This window comes from Streptomyces sp. SCSIO 75703 (genome assembly GCF_036607905.1).
GTDB lineage: Bacteria > Actinomycetota > Actinomycetes > Streptomycetales > Streptomycetaceae > Streptomyces.
This window is the reverse complement of the sequence record NZ_CP144555.1, coordinates 4681658-4701275: the sequence shown is the minus strand read 5'-3', so window position 1 is coordinate 4701275 and position 19618 is coordinate 4681658. Positions and strand designations below refer to the sequence as shown.

18 protein-coding genes and 2 tRNA genes are annotated in these 19618 nt (G+C 72.4%); 5 read left to right on the top strand and 15 right to left on the bottom strand.

The window, feature by feature from the left end; genetic code table 11:
* Window positions 1-60: 60 nt before the first annotated feature.
* Window positions 61-1308 carry a ferric reductase-like transmembrane domain-containing protein gene (locus tag VM636_RS20635; RefSeq protein ID WP_030418301.1) on the top strand — a complete coding sequence of 416 codons (1248 nt, stop codon included), beginning with the start codon at window positions 61-63 and terminating at the stop codon, window positions 1306-1308.
* On the top strand, window positions 1305-2918 hold the full coding sequence (locus tag VM636_RS20630) for an NADH-quinone oxidoreductase subunit NuoF family protein (protein ID WP_053912487.1): 1614 nt from the start codon (window positions 1305-1307) through the stop codon (window positions 2916-2918). The genes VM636_RS20635 and VM636_RS20630 overlap by 4 nt, the downstream gene beginning before the upstream one ends.
* A 65-nt stretch (window positions 2919-2983) precedes the next feature.
* On the opposite strand, the gene VM636_RS20625 is transcribed toward VM636_RS20630, so the two are convergent.
* The 10 genes from VM636_RS20625 to VM636_RS20580 all read right to left on the bottom strand — a co-directional run bounded on the left by VM636_RS20625 (window position 2984) and on the right by VM636_RS20580 (window position 8372).
* Window positions 2984-3056 (bottom strand) — tRNA-Ala (locus VM636_RS20625).
* A gap of 197 nt (window positions 3057-3253) precedes the next feature.
* Complete coding sequence (locus VM636_RS20620) at window positions 3254-3487, bottom strand: hypothetical protein (protein WP_004988233.1); 234 nt, start codon at window positions 3485-3487, stop codon at window positions 3254-3256.
* A 3-nt stretch (window positions 3488-3490) separates the two neighbouring features.
* A complete protein-coding gene (locus VM636_RS20615; RefSeq protein ID WP_107091261.1) occupies window positions 3491-3664 on the bottom strand; it encodes a hypothetical protein in 174 nt (57 codons plus the stop codon).
* Between the two features lie 199 nt (window positions 3665-3863).
* Window positions 3864-3936 (bottom strand) — tRNA-Ala (locus VM636_RS20610).
* 123 nt (window positions 3937-4059) lie between these two features.
* The gene (locus VM636_RS20605) at window positions 4060-4731 is read right to left on the bottom strand and encodes a histidine phosphatase family protein (protein WP_053912486.1); all 672 of its coding nucleotides are present in this window, start codon (window positions 4729-4731) and stop codon (window positions 4060-4062) included.
* On the bottom strand, window positions 4728-5177 hold the full coding sequence (gene rsfS, locus VM636_RS20600) for a ribosome silencing factor (protein WP_030418298.1): 450 nt from the start codon (window positions 5175-5177) through the stop codon (window positions 4728-4730). Before rsfS ends, VM636_RS20605 begins: the two co-directional genes overlap by 4 nt.
* A 104-nt stretch (window positions 5178-5281) precedes the next feature.
* Window positions 5282-7105, bottom strand: coding sequence for an LCP family protein (locus VM636_RS20595; RefSeq protein WP_053912485.1), 1824 nt, complete (start codon window positions 7103-7105; stop codon window positions 5282-5284).
* A 17-nt stretch (window positions 7106-7122) separates the two neighbouring features.
* Entirely contained in the window at window positions 7123-7812 is a 690-nt protein-coding gene (gene nadD / locus VM636_RS20590; protein ID WP_030418296.1) for a nicotinate-nucleotide adenylyltransferase, read from the bottom strand.
* Between the two features lie 96 nt (window positions 7813-7908).
* Window positions 7909-8064, bottom strand: a complete 156-nt coding sequence (locus tag VM636_RS20585) for a hypothetical protein (RefSeq protein WP_030418295.1) — start codon at window positions 8062-8064, stop codon at window positions 7909-7911.
* Between the two features lie 146 nt (window positions 8065-8210).
* Complete coding sequence (locus VM636_RS20580) at window positions 8211-8372, bottom strand: hypothetical protein (protein WP_030418294.1); 162 nt, start codon at window positions 8370-8372, stop codon at window positions 8211-8213.
* A 144-nt stretch (window positions 8373-8516) separates the two neighbouring features.
* Between VM636_RS20580 and VM636_RS20575 the strand changes: the two genes are divergently transcribed.
* Window positions 8517-9671 carry a M48 family metallopeptidase gene (locus tag VM636_RS20575; protein ID WP_051821164.1) on the top strand — a complete coding sequence of 385 codons (1155 nt, stop codon included), beginning with the start codon at window positions 8517-8519 and terminating at the stop codon, window positions 9669-9671.
* Window positions 9672-10077: 406 nt separating this feature from the next.
* On the opposite strand, the gene VM636_RS20570 is transcribed toward VM636_RS20575, so the two are convergent.
* The 5 genes from VM636_RS20570 to proB all read right to left on the bottom strand — a co-directional run bounded on the left by VM636_RS20570 (window position 10078) and on the right by proB (window position 15411).
* Window positions 10078-11148 carry a hypothetical protein gene (locus tag VM636_RS20570; RefSeq protein ID WP_030418292.1) on the bottom strand — a complete coding sequence of 357 codons (1071 nt, stop codon included), beginning with the start codon at window positions 11146-11148 and terminating at the stop codon, window positions 10078-10080.
* Between the two features lie 86 nt (window positions 11149-11234).
* Window positions 11235-11810, bottom strand: a complete 576-nt coding sequence (locus VM636_RS20565) for a hypothetical protein (RefSeq protein WP_030418291.1) — start codon at window positions 11808-11810, stop codon at window positions 11235-11237.
* Window positions 11811-11943: 133 nt separating this feature from the next.
* Complete coding sequence (locus VM636_RS20560) at window positions 11944-13230, bottom strand: glutamate-5-semialdehyde dehydrogenase (protein WP_053912484.1); 1287 nt, start codon at window positions 13228-13230, stop codon at window positions 11944-11946.
* Window positions 13231-13649: 419 nt separating this feature from the next.
* Window positions 13650-14171, bottom strand: a complete 522-nt coding sequence (locus tag VM636_RS20555; protein ID WP_078855688.1) for a hypothetical protein — start codon at window positions 14169-14171, stop codon at window positions 13650-13652.
* A gap of 133 nt (window positions 14172-14304) precedes the next feature.
* A complete protein-coding gene (gene proB / locus VM636_RS20550; RefSeq protein ID WP_030418288.1) occupies window positions 14305-15411 on the bottom strand; it encodes a glutamate 5-kinase in 1107 nt (368 codons plus the stop codon).
* A gap of 241 nt (window positions 15412-15652) precedes the next feature.
* Between proB and rfbB the strand changes: the two genes are divergently transcribed.
* Both rfbB and VM636_RS20540 read left to right on the top strand, forming a co-directional pair.
* Complete coding sequence (gene rfbB, locus VM636_RS20545; protein ID WP_030418287.1) at window positions 15653-16642, top strand: dTDP-glucose 4,6-dehydratase; 990 nt, start codon at window positions 15653-15655, stop codon at window positions 16640-16642.
* Between the two features lie 470 nt (window positions 16643-17112).
* On the top strand, window positions 17113-19323 hold the full coding sequence (locus tag VM636_RS20540; protein ID WP_051821163.1) for a bifunctional glycosyltransferase family 2 protein/CDP-glycerol:glycerophosphate glycerophosphotransferase: 2211 nt from the start codon (window positions 17113-17115) through the stop codon (window positions 19321-19323).
* Window positions 19324-19618: the final 295 nt, after the last annotated feature.

Below are 19618 nucleotides of genomic sequence, written 5' to 3'. Positions count from 1 at the left end.
GGCCGCCACGCCCACCCCCGCCACCGCCGCTCCCGCCCCGACGCGGGGAGGGATGGCGCCGTGACGACGGACAGCAGCACGGCGGGCGACACCTTCGCGGAGTTCCTCAACTTCGGCGCGGGCGTCCTCTCCCTGGTCTTCCTCAGCTGCTCGGTGATCTGGGGCCTCGTCGCCCAGGACCGGGTCGTCCTCGACACCCGCCGGCGGATCATGGCCCAGGCGGTGCACCGGAGCACCGCCGTCGCCTCGATCGTGTTCCTGCTCGTGCACATCACGATCAAGCTGGTGCTGGACCACACCACCTGGGTCGCCGCGGTGATCCCGTTCGGACTGCTGGCCACGGAGGACGAGGCGTTCGGCGGCCGCGGCTTCCTCATCGGCCTCGGCACGGTCGCCGGCCTGCTCATGATCTTCGTGGGCGTCACCGGCATCCTGCGCAACCGCTTCGCCTCACCCGCCCCCGTCGCCGCCCGCTGGCGGGCCATGCACATGCTGGCCTACCCCGCCTGGTGCGCCGCCCTCATCCACGGGCTCTACGCGGGTCGAGCGGCCAAGCCGATCTTCCTGATCCTCTACGGACTGTCCCTCCTCGGCGTCATGGGCGCCCTCGCCCTGCGCGTCGCACCCCAGCGGATCAAGCGCCAGGCCGCCGAAGCCATCACCCGCCTCCTCGGCACCGACGGCCCGGACGGCCATGAGGCCCCCCGCGAGAGGCGCGGGCGATCCCGGGGCTCCTCCGCGCTCCCCGGCTACGAGGACGTCACCGCGACCCGCGCCGCCGCACCCGCCGCGGCCACCACCGCGCCGCAGCCCCGGTACGAGCGCGCGGAGCGCGTCGCCCCGCCGGTGCCGGAACAGCCCGCCGACGGCTTCGCGGCCGCCTACCGCGCCGTCTCCGCGCCCCCGCGCCCCCCGCGGCAGGCCGCGGCCCCACAGGGCGTGCCCCCGCAGATGCCGATGGACATGCGGCCCACCGAGGCGATGCCCGTCGTCGACACGGGCGGCAGCACCTCCGGAAACTGGCCGATACCGTCCCCGCCGCCGGTCGGCGAGGCACCCCCGTCGGCGTACGACCCGCTCAACGACACGGGATACACCATCCCCGCCTACGGCAATCCGGGCACGCAGTCCCAGAGCCCGAGTGACGTGTACGACACCGGTGAGACGAACGGGGCCTACGCGCCGTACAACCCGAACGACACGTACAACAGCGGTCCCGCCACAGAAACAACCCCCGGTGTGTCCTACGACTTCGGCGCACCGGGTTCGGGCGAACCTTGGAACACGCCTTCCGGAGGCTTTCAGTGAACGAGGCCCTGCCCGACGTCCCAGAAGTCCGCGTGGTCGGCCTTCCGCAGCTCACGTCGGGCTTCGACCTTGTCGAACGACTCGATCTGCCCATGCACCTCAAGGTGCACGGGCCGCTCGAACCGCTGGGCGGCGAACAGCTCGCCCAGCTCTCGGAACGCATCAACCTCCGAGGCCGCGGCGGCGCGGGCTTCCCCTTCCACAAGAAGCTGCGCTCGGTCGCCGAGGCGGCGATCAAACGCGGGGTACGGCCCGTCGTCGTGGTCAACGGCAGCGAGGACGAGCCTGCCTGCCGCAAGGACACGGTGCTGATCAACCGTGCCCCGCACCTCATCCTGGACGGCGCCCTGCTGTGCGCGGAGGCCATGGGCGCCCGCACCCTGGTCATCGGCGTCACCCGGGAGTCCACGCAGCGCTCCATGGAGGCCGCCCTCGCCGAACGCGGCCTGAACAACGGACGCCGTTCCGCGCTGCGCGCCCGCGTGCAGCGCAATCCGGTACGGATGGTCACCGGCGCGGCGGCCTCGCTGATCCGCTCCATCGACGGTGGCCCGGCGATCCCGCCGGGCCGCAAGGTCAGCGCCTCCAAGAGCGGTGTGGGCGGCGCACCGACCCTGCTGTCGAACGCCGAGACGTTCGCGCAGCTCGCCATCGCCGCCCGGATCGGCCCGGAGCGCTATGGCCACACGGGCCTGTACGACGAGCCGGGCACCGTCATGCTCACGGTCTCCGGCGCCGTGGCCCGCCCCATGGTCATCGAGGTACCGACGGGGGTGCCGCTGCGCTACGTGCTGCAACTCGCGGGCGCCCCGCCGGTGCCGCAGGGCGTGCTGACCGGCGGCTACCACGGCAAGTGGATCGACTCGGCGACGGTCGACGAGGCGATCGTCTCCCGGAACTCGCTCCAGCAGGTGGGGGGCGCGCTCGGCGCGGGCGCGATCCTGCCGATCAGTCAGGAGACCTGTCCGCTGGGCGAGTCGCTGCGGGTGGCGCAGTGGCTGGCGGAGGAGAGCGCGGGCCAGTGCGGTCCGTGCTACCTCGGCCTGCCGGCCGCCGCGCGCGGCATCGAGGACATCCTCAACGGAGGCGGTCCGGCCGCGCTGGAGGCGGTCAAGCAGGTCGCCAAGAACGTGAAGCGGCGGGGCGCCTGTTCGCACCCGGACGGTTCGGCGATGTTCCTGGAGTCGACCGTGAAGGCCTTCACCGATGACCTGGCCGCCCATGTCCTGGGCAACGGCTGCGGACGCCCCGTGGAGGGCGTGCTGCCGCTCTTCGAGGGCGGCAAGGCGCCGACGGGCATCCCGGGCGGTGGCGGCCAGGAGGAGGGCCCGAGCCGGCAGCGGATCTACGTCGACTGGACGCTGTGCCGGGGCCACGGGCTGTGCGCGGATCTCCTGCCGGAGGTCTTCCAGCTCGGTGCGGATGGTTTCCCGACGGTGGCGCAGGCGGATGTGCCGCGGTTCGCGGAGGCCAAGGCGGTACGGGCGGTGCGTCGTTGTCCGGCGCTGGCGCTGCGCATCGAGGAGGACACGCGGGGCCAGTCGCCGTCGTCGCGGACGAATCTGCCGGTGCTGTCGCAGGGCCGGGGGCGACGTGCGCTCGGCCGCTGAGCGGCCCGCTCGCCCCGTCTGACGAAGAATCCCCCCGGATCCGATGATCCGGGGGGATTTCCTTGTGGAGCTAAGGAGAATTGAACTCCTGACCTCCTGCATGCCATGCAGGCGCTCTACCAACTGAGCTATAGCCCCAGGCCGGTCACGCGGTGCTCCGCGCTTCCTCACCGCCTGGTTTCCCCGGCGGCGACGCCAACATTACACGGTCGACCGGGTCCAACACCAAATCGATTCCCTCGTGCGCCCGGTGTGACGTCGTCTACGGGCCGACACGCCGAGCAGGCGGCCCGGACCGCGCCCCCGGTGCGTGCCCCGGCGGGCCGGGTCGTGTCTCAGGCGGTGACGAAGGAGTAGAACCGTTTGAGGGTGCAGTGCTCCTCCAGGAGCCGGCCGTAGATCGGTTCCCCCTCCAGCTCCCGGTAGGTCTCGATGGGGTCGCCTTTTATGATCAGCGCCCGCGCGCATTCCTCGCACCAGTACTGGTACTCGGGGTTGAGCGGCTCCATGTCGCGCACGATGGGGGTGCCGCTGCCACACCAGTCGCACTTTCGCCTGTGTGCACCCATTGTTCAGCTCCAGCTATGGCCGCAGGCGGTGCACACGTACGAGATGCCGCCGTTGTCGCCGAGGACCTGGGCGACGTGGGCGGAACCGCAGGAAGGGCAGCTGAGACGGGTGGCCGTTTTCGGTGTCACCGCTCCGCCGAAGAGGCCACCGGCCTCCTCGAGGATGCTCCCAGGCATCGTCTCTCCCTCCCGTCGGGCCGCGCCCCCTTCCGGCCGTTTGATTCTGCCACGACCGGACCGACACGGTCAGCGACGCCTCGGTACCAGTCCGGACACGGAGCCTCACAGGGGTATACGACTGCCGGGGCTCCCCTGCTCAAGCCGAGGCGACGAAAAATCCCGCCCCCTGGAGGGGACGGGATTCGTCCGTGTGCTGTGGAGCTAAGGAGAATTGAACTCCTGACCTCCTGCATGCCATGCAGGCGCTCTACCAACTGAGCTATAGCCCCTGGTGCCACACGACCGGGTCGTATGGTCTCCGTCCGGTCCCGCTCGGCGGGGCGAACAAGAAGAACTTTAGCCTGCGCCCTGCCGGAAAGTGAAATCCGGGTCCGGGGCTGGTCTCGGGCCGTTCAGACGTCGTCGCCGAGGACCGGTTCCGGCAGGGTGCCGGCGTTGTGCTCGAGCAGGCGCCAGCCGCGCGCGCCCTCGCCCAGCACGGACCAGCAGCAGTTGGTGAGCCCGCCGAGGCTCTCCCAGGTGGGCGGTGCGAGGCCGAGGAGGCGGCCGATGGTGGTGCGGATCGTGCCGCCGTGGCTGACGACGACCAGGGTGCCGTCCTCGGGGAGTTTCTCGGCGTGGCGGAGTACGACGGGGGCGGCGCGGTCGGCGACCTCGGTCTCCAGTTCGCCGCCGCCGCGGCGGACGGGTTCGCCGCGTTTCCAGGCCGCGTACTCCTCGCCGTGGCGGGCGATGATCTCGTCGTGGGTCAGTCCCTGCCAGATGCCCGCGTAGGTCTCCCGCAGGCCCTCCTCCGCCGTCACCTGCAGTCCGGTGAGAGTGGACAGCTCGGCGGCGGTGTGGGCGGCGCGGGTGAGGTCGGAGGAGATGATCGCGTCGGGCCGCAGTCCGGCGAGCAGCTTGGCGGCGCGGCGGGCCTGGGCGGCGCCGGTGGCGGTGAGGGGCACGTCGGTGGTGCCCTGGAAGCGGCGTTCCACGTTCCAGGCGGTCTGGCCGTGCCGCCAGAGGATGACGCGCCGGCCGCGTTCGGCGCGCCCGGCGGTCACCTCGCCGGTGGTGCTCATCGCGGTTCCCCGGCGGTGCCGGCGGCCTCGTCGGCGGCGGTCTGCTGCCGGGCGTGCTCCTCGGCCTTGCCGCGGGTGGCCACGGCGTCGGCGGGGAGGTCCAGCTCGGGGCAGTCCTTCCACAGCCGCTCCAGGGCGTAGAAGACGCGCTCCTCGCTGTGCTGGACGTGGACGACGATGTCGACGTAGTCGAGGAGGACCCAGCGGGCCTCGCGGTCGCCTTCGCGGCGGACGGGCTTGGCGCCGAGTTCGCGGGCGAGGCGTTCCTCGATCTCGTCGACGATGGACTTGACCTGGCGGTCGTTGGGCGCGGAGGCCAGCAGGAAGGCGTCCGTGATCGACAGCACGTCGCTGACGTCGTAGGCGACGATGTCGTGCGCGAGCTTGTCGGCGGCCGCCTGGGCGGCCGTGGTGATGAGTTCGATGGAGCGGTCGGTCGCGGTCACTGCGTGGCTTTCGGTCGGTGGTGGGTTGACTTCAAGGGTCTCACGGTCGCCGGTGGCGGCTCGCGCGGAAGGGTCCCCCGGTGCCGCCCGGGGGCCCTTTCCTGTCAGGACTGAGGGGTGTAGTCGCGGCCGAGGAGGACGGAGACTCCGGCGTTGGAGGCGACCTTGCCCTGGGTGACGGCGCTGTCGGGCAGGCCGAGGGTCTTGGCGACCTGGACGGCGTTCTCCTTGTCGGCGGCGTCGGCGTAGACGACCTCGGAGGTGGAGGCGGTGCCGGTGGCGGTGCCTCCGTCGAGGTAGGTGAAGCCGCCGTTGAGGAGGGTGACGCGGGCCTTGGATGCGCGGTCCTCGCCGGTGGCGTCGCGGACGGAGACGCTGACGGCGGCGTCCTTGTCGGGGCTCTTGGCGGTGCCGCCGAGGATGTCCTTGACGATGCCGTCGGCGTCCTCGGCGCCGAGCCTTCCACCGGTCTGGACGGGCAGGAGGACGGTCGAGAAGTCGCCGCCCTTGGCGCGGTCGGCGAGTCCGGCGAGGAAGGTGCCGAGGTCGCCCTCGGTGAGGGGCGGGTCGAGGATCATGCCGAGGGTCTCCACGGTGGTCGTGGCGGCCTTGGGGTCGGAGGAGAGTTTGCGCAGGGTTGCCTGCACGACCTGTCCGAAGCGCTGGAGCTGGGTGTCGGCCGTCTCGCCGGGGGCGGTGTGGGTGGCGTAGGCGACGGCCATCTTGCCGCTGAGGGTCTGGTCCTCGCCCTTGCGGACGAGGGGAGTCGCGTCCTTGTCCTCGGTGTCGGGGTCGGGCACGTCCGTGTCGGTGTCGACCTCGATGTTGCCGACGAGGTCGACGAGGATCTGGAGGTAGGGGGTGTCCAGGCGCCAGGTGCCCTCGATGTCGGTGCCGAGGACGGAGTCGAGGGCGGAGCGGGTGGTGTCGGGGCCGGCGTCGTCGACGGATTTGGCGAGCGTGGTGGTGCTGCCGTCGTCGGCGCTGAGGGCGAGCGCGTTGGGGAGCAGGACGGCGGTGCCGCGTTTGGTGGTGGTGTTGTCGACGAGGAGGACGGTGGAGGTCGTGCCCTTCTTGGTGTCGTGCAGGTGGACGGCGATGACCTCGCGTTTTTGGGCGCCGGCCGCGGTGGTGGCGCCGTTCGCGTCGTCGGAGGAGGACATGCCGGGGAGTTTTCCGGCGTACCAGAGGTAGCCGACGCCGCCGGCGGCGATGAGTGCCAGGACGACGGTCAGCGCGATGAGGCGGCTGCGGGCGCGGCGGCGGGCCTCTTCGCGGCGTTCGGTGCGGTTCTCGGTGAAGGTGAGCCAGTCGATGACGTCTTCGGAGTCGTCGGTGGGCTCTTCGACGAAGGCGAACTGTTCGGTGCGGTAGTCGGGGGCGGTCTCGCCGTCGGTGTCGTCGGCGGGTGGCGCGGTTTCCTCGGGCGGGCCGGCCTGCTGGGGGATGTGGGCTGTCTGTTCGGCGACGCGGGAGCGGGCGGGGCCGCCGCCCGCGGGCTGGGCGTGGGTGTCGTAGGTGTGCCGGCCGCCGTCGGGCGTGGCGGGGCTGTGTGTGTCGTACGGGTGCGGTCCGCCCGGTGGGGCGGGGTGCTGCGTGTCGTACGTCTGCCGGCCGCCTGGGGTCTCGGGGGTGTCGTACGTCGGGGTGTCGGGGGTGTCGTACGTGCCGTAGCCGGGGGCGTAGCCGGTCGGGTTGCCGTAGGCGTCGTAGGTCTGGGCGGGCTGCTGCCCGTGGGCGCCCGTGCCGTAGGGGTCGTAGGCGTAGCCCTGGGGGTGTCCGTCGTGCGGTGCGTATGGGTCGTACGTCTGCTGCCGGGCGGGGTCGGCCGGGGGCTGGGCCTGGCGGTAGACCGGCCGGCCGTAGTCGTCGTAGCCGACCAGCTCGTACGGTTCGGGCCCGTACCCCGCGTCGTATCGGTCGTTCACCGGGTGCCCCTCTCGGCTCACTGGCCGCGGTACAGCTGACGTTTGTCGATGTAGCGCACGACGCCGTCCGGCACCAGGTACCAGACGGGTTCGCCCTGGGCGACTCTGGCCCGGCAGTCCGTCGAGGAGATGGCTAGCGCGGGAACCTCGACGAGCGAGACGCCGCCTTCCGGGAGTCCGTCGTCTGTCAGGTGGTGGCCGGGCCGGGTGACGCCGATGAAGTGGGCGAGGGAGAAGAGTTCCTCACTGTCGCGCCAGGTGAGGATCTGGGCGAGGGCGTCGGCGCCGGTGATGAAGAACAGGTCCGTGTCCGGGTTGAGGGCACTCAGGTCGCGCAGGGTGTCCACGGTGTACGTGGGTCCGCCGCGGTCGATGTCGATGCGGCTGACGGAGAACTGCGGGTTCTCGACGGTGGCGACGACGGTCATCAGGTACCGGTCCTCGGCCGCGGAGACGGTGCGGTGGCTCTTCTGCCAGGGCTGCCCGGTGGGGACGAAGACGACTTCGTCGAGGTGGAACTGTGAGGCGACTTCGCTGGCCGCCACGAGGTGTCCGTGGTGGATCGGGTCGAATGTGCCGCCCATGACGCCGAGTCGGCGTTTGCCCGTCCGTGAGGGGCCGTTGCCGGGACCGGCGGGCACCGGGCGGTGCGGTGTGCCGCCTCCGGTGTCGTGCGCCGGGCCGGTAGGCATGTCCTGCTCTCCCATGCGTGCAGACCCTACCGGCCCGGTCGCGGAGCCCTGGCTCCCCTCCGGGTCCGCGGCTTCGCGGAGCGGGAGGAACCCCCACGATCCTCCCGGGTTCTAGCGGTCGCGGTTGAAGCGTGTGGTGATCCACAGCAGGAGCAGCAGGACGGCCAGGGCGCCGCCTCCGACGAGGATCGGTTCGAGGCTTTCGTGGTTGCCTCCGCCCTCGGATGCGAGGGTGACCAACTGGGCAGCAGTGCTCTGGATGCTCATCTTCGGCAGGACCTATTCACGTGTGGGCGGGACATGGACGTCCGGCTCATCGTATGCGGGGCCGCCGGGGACGATCACGCCGACTCCGCCGTTGGGCACGCGCGCGTGCCGGACGGCGGTCGGAAGGGGGGAACCGTTCGGTCGGTTCAGTCGTCCTTGCGCTTGTATCCCCGCAGGAGGAACCACGCGGTCAGGGCGCAGCCCACGATCATCACGAGGAGGACGATCCGGAGCATGTTTCCGGGCCCCTGGGGCTCGGCGGCGGTCACGGCCTGGGCGAGCCGGACGGTGTGGGGGCTGTACTCCATGGCGCGGACTCCTTCGCTGTACTGCCCGTCCACGGTATCTCCGCCTAGGCTGGGCTCTGCTTCGGGGATGCGCGCACGCACGCGCGTGGGTTACGCACCGGGCCGTGGTGATGCGCGGGCCCGCTCGAGTACCTGGGGGAAGACATGTCCGACGGCCACGACGACAGCGGGCGGGAGCGGGTGCCGGGCCGGCAACGGCGGCGTTTTCCGGGGATCTCCTCGCGGGCGTACGAGCATCCGGCGGATCGCAGTGCTCTGGTGGCGTTGCGGAAGCTGAGCGGTTTCGACACGGTTTTCAAGGCGTTGAGCGGTTTGTTGCCGGAGCGGAGTCTCCGGTTGTTGTTCCTTTCGGATTCGGTGCGGGTCTCGGACCGGCAGTTCGCGCATCTGAACGTGATGTTGCGGGACGCCTGCTACATCCTGGACCTGGAGAAGGTCCCGCCGATGTACGTGACGCAGGACCCGGTGCCGAACGCGATGTGCATCGGTCTGGACGAGCCGATCATCGTGGTGACGACGGGGCTCGTCGAGTTGCTGGACGAGGAGGAGATGCGCGCGGTCGTCGGGCACGAGGTCGGGCACGCGCTGTCCGGTCACTCGGTGTACCGGACCGTGTTGCTGTTCCTGACGAGTCTCGCGGTCCGGGTGGCGTGGATTCCGCTGGGCAATCTGGCGATCATGGCGATCGTCACGGGGCTGCGCGAGTGGTTCCGCAAGTCGGAGTTGTCGGCCGACCGGGCGGGTCTGCTGGTCGGCCAGGATCTGCAGGCGTCGATGCGGGGCCTGATGAAGATCGCGGGCGGTAATCATCTGCACGAGATGAACGTGGACGCGTTCCTGGAGCAGGCCGACGAGTACGAGGCCGGTGGCGATCTGCGCGATTCCGTACTGAAGATCATGAACGTGCTGCCCCGGTCGCATCCGTTCACCACGGTGCGCGCGGCCGAGTTGCGGAAGTGGGCCGCCTCGCGCGACTACCAGCGCGTCATGGATGGTCACTATCCGCGGCGGGACGAGGACGGCGACGCCTCGGTGCGGGACTCGTTCCGCGAGTCGGCGTCGCACTACGCGGGCCATGTGCGCAATTCCAAGGATCCGCTGATGAAGCTCGTGAACGACATCGCCGGCGGTGCGGGAGATCTCGGGGAGCGGGTGCGGCGGGGCTTCGGCGGCTTCACGTCGTCCACGCCTCGGCCGCCGAAGGACGGGACGGGACCGGAGGGCGGGCAGGCGGAGGGCCGGGACCGGCCGGAGGGCCCCGATGCGCCGGGGGACGGGCCGCCGCGCGAGAACGGCTGATCCGGGCCGACGCTGCCGGCCGGTGCGGGGTCTCGGCCTCGCGCCGGGTCACGCCCCTCCCGGGGCGGCTCACGCGGTTTGACACGCCCGGGGCGTTCCGATCGCTCCGGGTAGCGGACACGGTCCGCTCAACGCACTCCGGGTGTGTCCCGCCACTGCCGCGACACGCCCGGGATGCTGTGAAGGCTTCCTACGGCCGACACAACGGGCCCGGGGGCGGGAGCGCTCCCTGGGCGCCCTGCGGGCGGGCACGACACGCCCGGGGTCTCTTCGCGGCTCCCCACCGCGACACCACGACACGCCGAGGGCACGACACGCCTGGGGGCCTCCTACCGGCCGCTTAGGCCTGCGCGAGCCGCCTCGCACGCCCTCTCCCCCGTCGCTCGTCTCACAGCCACCGCCCATCTCATCCCCCCGTCGGCTGGGCCCGGTCCGCGAGTGTGCCGCAGAGGTGGGTGACGCCGTCGGGGGTGTAGGGGTCGGTGTCGGCGGGTGCGCCGTCCTTGGGGGTCTGGCCGGCGAGGAGGGGGCGGAGGTGGTTGGCGGGGTTCTCGGCGCAGGAGAGGGGGCCGGCGCGTACGGAGGAGGTGACGAGGCGGGTGTGGTGGAGGCGCAGGTCGTCGCGGTCGAAGCGGAAGAGCAGTTCGCGGCGGACGGTGAAGAGGGAGACCTTGCCGTGCGGGTCGTCGGCGGGGCGCAGGGCGTAGACGAGGGTGTGGTCGGCGGTCACCTCGAGCGTGGAGGAGTCGCTCTCGGTGAGGGTGAGGTGGCCCTGGACGCGGGTCTGGTCGTCGGCGAGGCGGGCGTGGTCGGGGTCGAAGCGCACGAGCCAGCCGGTGGGGGTGTTGCGGCCGTCGGCGGCGGGGTGGCTGAAGCCGCGGTCGAACTGGTCGTGCTGGTCGGGGTCGAGGAGGACGCGGACGGTGCGGACGGGGCCGCCGGTGAGGACGTCGGGGTCGAGGGAGGAGCGGACGATGTAGTCCTTGGCGATAGCGAGGGCGCTGAGGACCTGGTCGTCGGAGAAGTGGGCGGTGCGGCGTCCGCCGGGGAGGGTGATGCCGTCGGCGCCGGTCCGGAAGCGGGCGGCGGGGCTGTGGGCGTAGAGGCGTTCGGGGTCGTCGGCGCCGGGGACGGGGTGGCGGGGGGCGAGGGGGACGACGCTCAGCCTGGCGGGTTCGCCGAGGCGCTGGGCGGCGGGGCCTTGGTAGGGGTGGCGTACGCCCATGTAGATGGCGGTGCCGAAGGCGACGGCGACCAGCATGACGAGGATGAGTGCCTGGTGGGGCAGTCCGCGTCGGCGGCGGGGTCTGCGGCGGACGGCGGGGGCGTGGTCGGTGACGCGTTCCTCGGCGGAGTATTCCTGGAGGCGGGCAGCGCGGATGAACGATTCGTCGAAGACGACGGACCGGTACTCGTCATCGCCGCCTCCGGGCGCACCCTCGGGTGTCCCTTCGGGCGGATCGTCAGACCCTCCCATACTTCCAGGGTTGGTCTGCGGGGGGCCGCGTAAACGCGCCCGTGCGCGTCAAGTTGGGGCGGGGGCGGCCGGGTGGGCGGTAGTGGTCAGGGGCTGTGCGGGATGACGGGGACGGGGGGTGTGGAGTGGTCGGCGGAGGCGGAGGGGCCGGTGTGGTCGCCGCCCTGTTCCCGGCCGGTGGAGGCGGGGGGCGGGGCCTGCTGGGGGCTGCCGCCGCCGGAGGAGGAGCCGCGGTAGACGGCGGCGAAGGCGAGGGCGACCATGCCGACGCCCATGACGACGGCGAGGACCCAGGCGACGGGGCGGTGCCAGCGGGCCTGCCGGCCGTAGGCGCCGGGGGCGCCGTAGGGGCGGTCGAGCGGGTCGAGGTCCTCGTCGGGGTCGTCGGTGCCGGGGTGGTGGCCGTATCCGGGGTACGGGTCGTCGGGGCGTTCGCCGCGGGCGCGGGTGCGGCGGGCGGCCTCCGCTTCGGAGGCTTCGGCTCTGGCCTCGGCGGCGGCGAGCAGGCGTTCCACCGCGGATGGCTCGTGGACCGCCGCGGCGCGGACGAAGTCCTCGTCGAAGACCACGGAGGCGAACTCTTCGTCCGTCACCCCGTGGTCGTGGTCGTCGTCGGGCTCCCAGCCGTCCGGGAACGGCGTGCCCCCCACGTCCTCCGGCACGGTTCCAGAGTAGTGGCGGGGGGTCGTTTTGGGCAGACGGTGGGGAAATTCATCCGCTGGGTGAGATGCCCCGTTCGACGCGACGGCGCACGCGCCGGAGCGGGCCGGGGGCATATGCCCCCGGCGTGCGCCCTCAGCGGCGTACGTGTCCGTCGCCGGTGACGATGTACTTGGTGCTGGTCAGCTCGGGCAGGCCCATGGGGCCGCGGGCGTGCAGCTTCTGGGTGGAGATGCCGATCTCGGCGCCGAAGCCGAACTGGCCGCCGTCGGTGAAGCGGGTGGAGGCGTTGACGGCGACGGTGGTGGAGTCGACCAGTTGGGTGAAGCGGCGGGCGGCCTGCTGCGAGCTGGTGACGATGGCCTCGGTGTGACCGGAGGTCCACAGGCGGATGTGTTCGACGGCCTTGTCCAGGGAGTCGACGACGGCGGCGGCGATGTCGTGGGAGAGGTATTCGGTCTCCCAGTCCTCGGGGGTGGCCTCGACGAGGGTGGCGCGGGTGTCCTTGGCGTGGGCGAGGACGCGTTCGTCGGCGTGGACGGTGATGCCGGCGTCGGCGAGGGCGTCCAGGGCGCGGGGCAGGAAGGCGGGGGCGATGTCCTGGTGGACGAGGAGGGTCTCGGCGGCGTTGCAGACGCTGACGCGGTGTGCCTTGGAGTTGACGAGGATGTCGATGGCCGTGTCGAGGTCGGCGTGGGCGTCGACGTAGACGTGGCAGTTGCCGGTGCCGGTCTCGATGACGGGGACGGTGGATTCCTGGACGACGGTGCGGATGAGGGAGGCGCCGCCGCGCGGGATGAGGACGTCGACGAGGCCGCGGGCGCGCATCAGCTCGCGGACGCTGTCGCGGCTCTCGCCGGGGACGAGCTGGATCGCGTCGGCGGGCAGTCCGGCGCCGCCGACGGCGTCGCGGAGGACGCGGACGAGGGCGGTGTTGGACTGGTAGGCGGAGGAGGAGCCGCGCAGGAGGACGGCGTTGCCGGACTTGAGGCAGAGGGCGGCGGCGTCGACGGTGACGTTGGGGCGGCCTTCGTAGATGATGCCGACGACGCCGAGGGGGACGCGGACCTGGCGCAGGTCGATGCCGTTGGGGAGGGTGGAGCCGCGGACGACCTCGCCGACGGGGTCGGGGAGGGCGACGACGTCGCGGACGTCGGCGGCGATGGCGCGGATCCGCTCGGGGGTGAGGGTGAGCCGGTCGATCATGGCGTCGGCGGTGCCGGCGGCGCGGGCCTTGGCCACGTCCTGGGCGTTGGCTTCGACGATCTCGCCGGTGCGGACCTCGAGGGCGTCGGCCACGGCGAGCAGCGCGTCGTCCTTGAGGGCTCGCGGCAGCGGCGCGAGGTCGGCGGCGGCGGCCTTGGCCCGGTAGGCGGCCTGGGTGACCGGGGACATCGAGTCGTACGGCGAGAGCGTGGTCATGGGGGCAGGGTAATGCGCCGGAGCGGGGCGTCCGGGGCTTGTCCCACACCCCGAGACGTCTGTTTTGCGGTGGATCGGCCGGGCGGGCGGTCCGGGGTTCCCGGGCGGGCCCGGTCCGCGAGGGGGCGACCCACGAGGGTCCGGCCCAGAGGGGCCCGGACCGCAGGGGGGCCAGCCCGCCGGGGCCCGCCCCCCGGGACCCCGGGAGGCGCCGCCGGACGCACGCGACGCCCGGCATGCCCGGCAGCCGGGCGGCCCGCGGGCGGGGCTTTCCGCGGCCCCCGGGACACCGCGATACCGAGACCCCGAGATCCCGAGACCCCGAAAACGCCAAGGCACGCAGACACGCAGACACGCAGACACGCAGGCGCGCGGACACCCAGGCACCGCGGCCGGAGAAGCCCCGGAGCCCCGGAGCCTCAGAAGGGGTGGACGCCGACGGGGGTGGCGGGGGCGGGGCCGTAGCCGGCGGCGATGCGCTGGTGGTAGGTGGCCCGGTCGATGACCTCCAGGCCGACGATCTCCCAGGGCGGCAGTCCGGCGGTCTGCCGGTGCTCGCCCCACAGGCGGAGGGCGACGGCGGCGGCGTCGTGCAGGTCGCGGGCCTCCTCCCAGTAGCGGATCTCGGCGTGGTCGTCGGCGTATCTGCTGGTCAGCAGGAAGGGATGGTCGTGTGCGAGCTGTTCCAGCGCGCGGCGGACCTCGGCGAGCGGGGCGCGGGCGCCGGAGACGCTGAGGGTGACGTGCCACAGGCGGGGGGTGTGTTCGGGTTCCTCGCCGCGGAAGCGGTCGCCGGCGGCGACGCTGGTCAGGGCGCGTTCCTCACCGGCGCGGGGGGCGCGGGCGCCGGTGGTGCGCGCCGTGGTGCCACCGCGCGCTCCGGCGGCGCCCCTGGACGTACCGGAGCGGGACGCCGGCGTCCCAGGGCGCACTCTGCTCACGACGGCCTCCTCCGCACACGGTCCGGCCCGGTGGTCGGCCGGGCCCATCCCTCAGGAAAGTTGAGCAGGCCGCGGGAGATCGCGGGGCGGTTTTGCGGAACGTCCACCGCCGATTCGGGGACGTTTCGACCTATTACGGGTGCAGGATCACCAGATCGTCCCTGTGTACGACTTCCCGTTCGTACGCCGGTCCGAGTTCGCGTGCCAGTTCCCGGGTGGAGCGGCCGATGAGGCGGGGGATCTCCTTGGCGTCGAATCCGACGAGTCCGCGGGCGACGGCGTGGCCGGCGGGGTCGCGTAGTTCGACGGGGTCGCCGGCGCCGAAGTCGCCCTCGACGGCGGCGATGCCGGCCGGGAGGAGTGACTTGCGGCCCTGGACGACGGCGCGGACGGCTCCGTCGTCGAGGACGAGGGCGCCGCGCGGGGTGGAGGCGTGCTGGAGCCACAGGAGGCGGTCGGTGGAGCGTTTGCCGGTGGCGTGGAAGTAGGTGCCGGTGTCGCCGCCGGTGAGGGCGTCGGCGGCGTGGACGGCGCTGGTGAGGACGACGGGGATGCCGGCGGCGGCGGCGATGCGGGCCGCCTCGACCTTGGTGACCATGCCGCCGGTGCCGACGCCTGCCTTGCCGGCGCTGCCGATCTCGACGCCGGCGAGGTCGGCGGGGCCGCGGATCTCGGCGAGGCGGGAGGTGCCGGGGCGGCTGGGGTCACCGTCGTAGACGCCGTCCACGTCGGACAGGAGCACCAGGAGGTCGGCGCGGACGAGGTGGGCGACGAGGGCGGCGAGGCGGTCGTTGTCGCCGAAGCGGATCTCGTCGGTGGCGACGGTGTCGTTCTCGTTGACGACGGGGAGGGCGCCCATGGCGAGCAGTTTGTCGAGGGTGCGGGAGGCGTTGCGGTGCTGGGAGCGGCGGCTCATGTCGTCGGAGGTGAGCAGCACCTGGCCGACGCGGACGCCGTAGCGGGCGAGGGAGGCGGTGTAGCGGGCGACGAGGAGGCCCTGTCCGACGCTGGCGGCGGCCTGCTGGCGGGCGAGGTCGCGGGGGCGGCGGCGCAGGCCGAGGGGGGCGAGTCCGGCGGCGATGGCGCCGGAGGAGACGAGGACGATCTCGCGTTCGCCGCCGCTGCGGACCTTGGCGAGGACGTCGACGAGGGCGTCGACGCGGTCGGCGTCGAGTCCGCCGGAGGCGGTGGTCAGCGAGGAGGAGCCGACTTTCACGACGATCCTGCGGGCTTCGCTCACGTCCTGCCTTGCCACTGTCACCTGCGTCGTCCTCACTCGGCCGTTCTCGCGCCCCGCCGTGTCCGGTGGCGGCGCCGCCAATCTACGGGAGGACGGCCGCGGGCCGCGCGTCCATTCCGTGGGCTGGACACGGGGCCGGGAGGGCGGGAGCCGGGGTGCCGGGAGGGCCGAAGCCGGGCGCCGGGAGGGTGGGGACCGGGGTGTCGTGGGGAGGTGCGGGGCCCGTGGAATGCTGGCGGACATGAGGATTCTCGTCACCGGCGGAGCGGGGTTCGTCGGTTCGCAGTTCGTGCGCGCGCTGCTCCTGGGGCGGCTCGCCTCGGGGGCCGGGGCGCGGGTCACCGTGCTCGACAGCCTGACGTACGCGGGCAACGAGGCGAACCTCGCGCCGGTGGCGGGCCGGGAGGGGTACGTGTTCGTGCGGGGCGACGTGCGGGATCCGGTGGTGGTGGACGAGGTGGTGCGCGGCCAGGACGTGGTGGTGCACTTCGCGGCGGAGTCGCACGTGGACCGGTCGATCGCGGACGCGGCGCCGTTCGTGGCGACGAACGTGCTGGGCACGCAGGTGCTGCTGGAGGCGGCGCGGCGGCACGGGGTGGGGCGTTTCGTGCAGGTGTCGACGGACGAGGTGTACGGGTCGATCGCGGAGGGTTCCTGGACGGAGGAGAGCGTGCCGGCGCCGAATTCGCCGTACGCGGCGTCCAAGGCGGGCGCGGACCTGCTGGCGCTGTCGTACCACCGCACGCACGGGATGGACGTGGTGGTGACGCGCTGCTCGAACAATTACGGGCCGTATCACTTCCCGGAGAAGATGATCCCGTTGTTCACGACGAACCTGCTGGACGGCCGGAAGGTGCCTCTGTACGGGGACGGGCGTCAGGTGCGGGACTGGGTGCACGTGCTGGACCACTGCCGTGGGGTCGACCTGGTGCTGCGCGGTGGGCGGGCCGGGGAGGTGTACCACATCGGCGGCGGTACGGAGCTGTCCAACCGGGAGCTGACGGGGCTGTTGCTGCGGGCGTGCGGGGCGGGTGCGGACCGGGTGGAGTACGTCGCGGACCGCAAGGGGCACGATCTGCGGTACTCGCTGTCGTTCGCGAAGATCCGGGAGGAGCTGGGGTACGAGCCGCTGGTCGGTTTCGAGGAGGGGCTGGCGGACACGGTGCGCTGGTACCGGGAGCACCGTTCCTGGTGGGAGCCGCTCAAGGGGAGGGCGGCGCTCCCGGTGTGAGGCGCGGCGGTGGGGGGCCGTGGGCGGGGGTGCCGACGGGGCCGGCACCGGGGGGGCGGGAGCGCGTCACCCGCAGGTGGGGTGGGATCCGGGCTCGTGTAGGCTGCCGACCCGTGTATTCATAGGACGATCGCCGCCTTTGGCCTCTCGTGGCCTCCGTGGTGGACAGTGGGTGCGGCGCGGCGGTTTCCGCCGTCGGCCGCCCACGGCCGGGTACCCCCCTGGCGGAGCGGTCGGGCCTGTCCCTGAGGCGTATCGACACCGGAGCGCGGCGTGACGTGGTGGATGCTGACCCCGGCCTGCGGGGCCCGCCCCGTCCGGGCGCGCCGCCGGGGGCCGTCGGCCGGCCCCGCCCGCCCGGGTTCGTCCCGCACGGAACCGAATGAAGGCCGCGCGCGGGGCGCACGGGCATCGCCCGTCCCGGTCCGCGCCGTCCCCTCCCCCGTCCCTCTCCGGAAGTCCACGCCCCCATGACAGCCACACCCGTCGCCGCGCAGACCGCCGCGGCGCCCCGCTTCAGCATCATCGTGCCGGCGTACGGCGTCGAGGGTTATCTGCGCGACTGCCTCGACTCCGTGCTCGGACAGTCCTTCCGGGACTTCGAGGTCATCGCGGTCAACGACGCCTCTCCCGACGCCTGCGGTCTGATCATGGACGAGTACGCGGCGAAGGACCCGCGCGTGGTGGCGGTCCAGCTCGAACGGAACGTGGGCCTGGGCCGGGCGCGGAACGAGGGCATGTCCCGGGCCCGCGGCACGTATCTGATCTTCCTGGACAGCGACGACACGATGCTGCCGGGCGCGTTGCAGGCGGTCTCGCGCCGGCTGGAGGAGAACGGCGACCCGGAGCTGCTGGTCTTCGACTACGCGCGCACCCACTGGGACGGCCGGATCACGCCCAACGCCAAGCGGCGGGTGCTCACCACGAGCCCGGAGGGCGTCTTCCGGCTGGACGATCACCCGGAGCTGGTGGGGCTGCTCCAGGTCGCCTGGAACAAGGCGTACCGGCGTGACTTCGTGGAGCGCTGGGGCTTCACGTACCCCTCGGGCTATTACGAGGACACGCCGTGGACGTATCCGGTGCTGGTGGCGGCGGAGTCGGTGTGCGTGCTGGACCGGGTGTGCGTGCACTACCGCCAGCGGCGGCAGGGCAGCATCCTGCGTTCGCGCAGCCGCAAGCACTTCGACGTGTTCGACCAGTACGAGCTGGTCTTCGACTTCCTCGACGCGCATCCGGGGCTCGACCGGTGGCGGCCGGCGATGTTCGAGCGGATGAGTCATCACTTCCGGGTGATCGAGCGGAGTCCGGGCCGGTTGCCGGAGGACGCGCGGGCCGAGTTCCGTGCCCGGCGGGTGGAGGCGGAGCGGAAGTACCGTCCGGCGGGTTACGTGGAGCCGGGCGGGGGTGGTTCGGCGGCCCGGCGGGCCGCGCGGCGGCTGCCGGCGCCGGTGCGGGCGTTGGCGCGCCGGGTCCGGCGGGTGCCGGGCCGGGTCAGGAAGGCGCTGCGGGCGTCGGTGCTGGCCGCGTACTACCGGGCGCAGCGCATGCTGCCGGTGCGGAAGGACGTCGCGGTCTTCGCCGCCTACTGGAACGCGGACTACGCGTGCAATCCGGCGGCGGTCCACCGCAAGCTGCGGGAACTGTCCCCGCGGACGAAGACGGTGTGGGTGCTGAAGCCGGGCACGCGTAACCGTCCGCCCGAGGGCACGACCGTGGTGCGTCCGGGGTCGTTCGGTTTCTGGCGGGCCATGGCCCGGGGCAAGTATTTCGTCAACAACGTCAACTTCCCGACCGCCGTGGTGAAGCGGCGGGGGCAGGTTCATGTGCAGACGCACCACGGCACGCCGTTGAAGCGGATGGGTGTCGACCTGATCGAGTTCCCGGTGGGTCAGGGCACGCTGGAGATGACGTCGCTGATGGAGCGGGTGGACCGCTGGGACTACAGCGTGTCCTCCAACAGTTTCTCCACGGCCGTCTGGGAGCGTGCCTACCCGGCCGAGTACACGTCCCTGGATTACGGCTATCCGCGTAACGACGTCCTGGTGAACGCCACCGACGCGGACCGGGCGCGGGCCCGTGAGGCGCTGGGGATCGCTCCCGGCACGACGGTCGTGCTGTACGCGCCGACGCACCGGGACTACCACGCGGCGCCGCGTCCGCTGCTGGACGTGGAGCACTTCGCGGAGCGGCTGGGCGAGGACTTCACGGTGCTGTCGCGGGTGCACTACTTCAACCTGGGTTCCGGCTCGGGGGCGCTCACGGGGGCGGGTGTCGTGGACGTGAGCGGGCATCCGAGCGTGGAGGAGCTGTACCTGGCGGCGGACTGTCTGCTGACGGACTACTCGTCGCTGATGTTCGACTACGCGCTGCTGGACCGGCCGATCGTGGTCTACGCGAACGACTGGGAGGTCTACCGGGCCACGCGGGGCACGTACTTCGACATCCACGACGAGCCGCCGGGTCATGTGGTGGACACCGAGGGGGATCTGCTGGACGTCTTCCTGTCGGGCCGCTGGTGCGACGACACGTCGGCGAAGGCGCGGACGGAGTTCCGCAGGCTGTTCTGCGAGTTCGACGACGGGCGGGCCGCGGAGCGGGTGGTGCGGCGGGTCTTCCTGGGGCAGGACGTGCCGCCGGTGGAGTTGCCGGAGGGCCGTCCGCGGCGGTCGGCACGCGGCTGACGCGGTGTCCGGCCCGGGACAGGCCGAGGGGCCCTCTCGTATCGCATGGTGGCGGTACGGGCGGGCCCCTCGGCGTGTCGGCCCGAGTTCGGAGTGTCGGGCCCGGGTTCGGAGTGTCGGGCCCGGGTTCGGTGTGTCCGGCTCGGCGTGTCGGGTTCCGTGTGGCGGGCAGGCCGCGTGTCGGGCGTGTCGCGCTACTTCGCGGCGGGCGAGCCCCGCATCGGCTGTGTCGCGCTACCTCGCGACGCGCAGGCCGCGTGTCGGGCTTCCGTTCGGCGGGGGCTTCGCGTGCCGG

Excerpts from the sequence above, each read along its gene's own strand:
- VM636_RS20615 (WP_107091261.1), bottom strand. The coding sequence starts at position 3,664 with ATGCCTGGGAGCATCCTCGAGGAGGCCGGTGGCCTCTTCGGCGGAGCG.
- nadD (WP_030418296.1), bottom strand. The coding sequence starts at position 7,812 with ATGGGAGAGCAGGACATGCCTACCGGCCCGGCGCACGACACCGGAGGC.
- VM636_RS20580 (WP_030418294.1), bottom strand. The coding sequence starts at position 8,372 with ATGGAGTACAGCCCCCACACCGTCCGGCTCGCCCAGGCCGTGACCGCC.
- rfbB (WP_030418287.1), top strand. The coding sequence starts at position 15,653 with ATGAGGATTCTCGTCACCGGCGGAGCGGGGTTCGTCGGTTCGCAGTTC.
- VM636_RS20620 (WP_004988233.1), bottom strand. The coding sequence starts at position 3,487 with ATGGGTGCACACAGGCGAAAGTGCGACTGGTGTGGCAGCGGCACCCCC.
- VM636_RS20585 (WP_030418295.1), bottom strand. The coding sequence starts at position 8,064 with ATGAGCATCCAGAGCACTGCTGCCCAGTTGGTCACCCTCGCATCCGAG.
- VM636_RS20540 (WP_051821163.1), top strand. The coding sequence starts at position 17,113 with ATGACAGCCACACCCGTCGCCGCGCAGACCGCCGCGGCGCCCCGCTTC.
- VM636_RS20575 (WP_051821164.1), top strand. The coding sequence starts at position 8,517 with ATGTCCGACGGCCACGACGACAGCGGGCGGGAGCGGGTGCCGGGCCGG.
- VM636_RS20560 (WP_053912484.1), bottom strand. The coding sequence starts at position 13,230 with ATGACCACGCTCTCGCCGTACGACTCGATGTCCCCGGTCACCCAGGCC.
- VM636_RS20570 (WP_030418292.1), bottom strand. The coding sequence starts at position 11,148 with ATGGGAGGGTCTGACGATCCGCCCGAAGGGACACCCGAGGGTGCGCCC.
- VM636_RS20605 (WP_053912486.1), bottom strand. The coding sequence starts at position 4,731 with ATGAGCACCACCGGCGAGGTGACCGCCGGGCGCGCCGAACGCGGCCGG.